Origin of the sequence: Rhodococcus phenolicus (assembly GCF_001646785.1) — a bacterium.
Taxonomy (GTDB): domain Bacteria; phylum Actinomycetota; class Actinomycetes; order Mycobacteriales; family Mycobacteriaceae; genus Rhodococcus; species Rhodococcus phenolicus.
In genome coordinates this window covers 1-1794 of the sequence record NZ_LRRH01000063.1, presented here as the reverse complement: position 1 = coordinate 1794, position 1794 = coordinate 1, and the positions used below count along the sequence as shown (strand labels likewise).

The 1794-nt window shown below is 67.3% G+C and carries 2 protein-coding genes; both read right to left on the bottom strand.

What is annotated here, in order from left to right; all coding sequences use genetic code 11:
* Window positions 1–223: 223 nt before the first annotated feature.
* Entirely contained in the window at window positions 224–1483 is a 1260-nt protein-coding gene (locus A8G15_RS18315) for an IS256 family transposase (RefSeq protein ID WP_068162682.1), read from the bottom strand.
* A gap of 129 nt (window positions 1484–1612) precedes the next feature.
* The coding region (locus A8G15_RS31475; protein WP_211270195.1) for a hypothetical protein at window positions 1613–1794 on the bottom strand (182 nt) is incomplete at its 5' end.

The following is a 1794-nucleotide window of genomic DNA, read 5'->3' as shown; positions in this document are numbered from 1 at the left end:
TCGGCGACGAACTTGTTTCCTCGATCGCTCGAAGGGGATTGCGGTCACCCGTCGGCCGTGCAGTCGATGCCCTGCCAAGCCATTGCGCTCGGTGGCCGCCGCTCGACTGCTCCGACACGGTCCTGCCTGACCTGTATGCCGTCGCGGGATTCGTGCCTGCTGCACGGCTGAAGGGTCAAGCCCCTGGTAGTGGTGTAACTCGTTTTTGATCCTTCGTTGGTGGTCAGGCGGGTAGTTGCATCAGTTCATCGGTGCTCACCTCCGTCGCCTGGCTGGTGTCGGTGTTGGTGGTCAGGGTGAGCCGGCAGCGGCTGAGCACTTCTAGGCCGAGGTATCGGCGGCCTTCGGCCCATTCGTCGGTCTGCTCGGCCAGGACGGCGCCGATGAGGCGGACGATGGCATCCCGGTTGGGGAAGATGCCCACGACGTCGGTGCGGCGGCGGATCTCGCGGTTGAGCCGCTCGGTGGGGTTGTTGGACCAGATCTGTCGCCACACGTCGTCGGGAAATGCGGTGAAGGCGAGCAGGTCTTCGCGGGCGTCGCCGAGGTGGTCGGCGACCTCGGGCAGCCGGTGCTCGGCGTACTCCAGCAGCCGGTCGAATTGCGCGTTGACCGCCTCCGCGGTGGGCTGGTCGTAGACGCTGTGCAGCATCGCCTTCACGGCCGGCCACATGGACTTGGGGCACACGGCCATGAGGTTCGCCGAGTAGTGGGTGCGGCAGCGTTGCCACGCGGCGCCGGGCAGGTTCGCCGCGATCGCCTCGATGAGCCCGGCGTGGGCATCGGAGGTCACCAGCCGCACCCCGCCCAGGCCGCGGGCAACCAGGTCGGCGAAGAAGGTGTTCCACGAGGCCGTGGTCTCACTGGTGGCGACCTGTATGCCCAGCACCTCGCGGTGGCCGTCGCCGTTGACGCCGGTGGCCAGCAGCACGGAAGCCTTGACGACCTGCTTGTTCTCGCGGACCTTGATCGTCAACGCATCGGCGGTGACGAAGGTGAACGGCCCGGCCTCGTCCAGGCGGCGGTGCCGGAACGCGGCGACCTGCTCGTCCAGGTCCTGGGCCATGCGTGAGACCTGCGACTTGGACAGCGAGTCGATACCCAGGGTCTTGACCAGCTTGTCCATCCGGCGGGTAGACACCCCGGCCAGATAGCAGTCGGCTACGACGGTGATCAGCGCGGACTCGGCTCGCTTGCGGCGCTCGAGCAGCCACTCGGGGAAGTAGCTGCCCGAGCGCAGCTTCGGGACGGCGACGTCGACGGTGCCGACCCGGGTATCCAGGGGCCGGTGGCGGTAGCCGTTGCGGTGGTTGGTGCGCTGTTCCGAGCGGGCGTTCCACTCGGCGCCGCACACGGCGTCGGCATCGGCGGAGAGCAATGCGTTGATCATGGTCTGCAGTAGCTCGCGCATCAGATCCGGCGACGCGTCGGCGAGGGCTTGGCCAAGCAGGCCTGCAGGGTCGACAATATGAGGTGCGGTCATCGTGATGACTCCGTTCGAGGATTCGGTAGAAGGTTGACTCGAAGGATCACACGGTGGCCGCTCTACACCCGTGCACAACACGGAATCGCAGACGATCTCGGCCACCGAGTTACACCACTCTATGGGGCACTACTGCGATCCGCCGAGCCCAGCGATCCGCGCTGCGAACTGCGCGACGAGTTTCGCCGTCACCTGGATCACAGGCATGTAGGACCACCCGCCAGGACGGGTAGCTCGGCGCGGCAGGTGCACGAGGCGAGCGCGCTGGTGGGCCAGGCGCGTGTCCCGGGTCGGCGCCGCGCCGAGGCAGG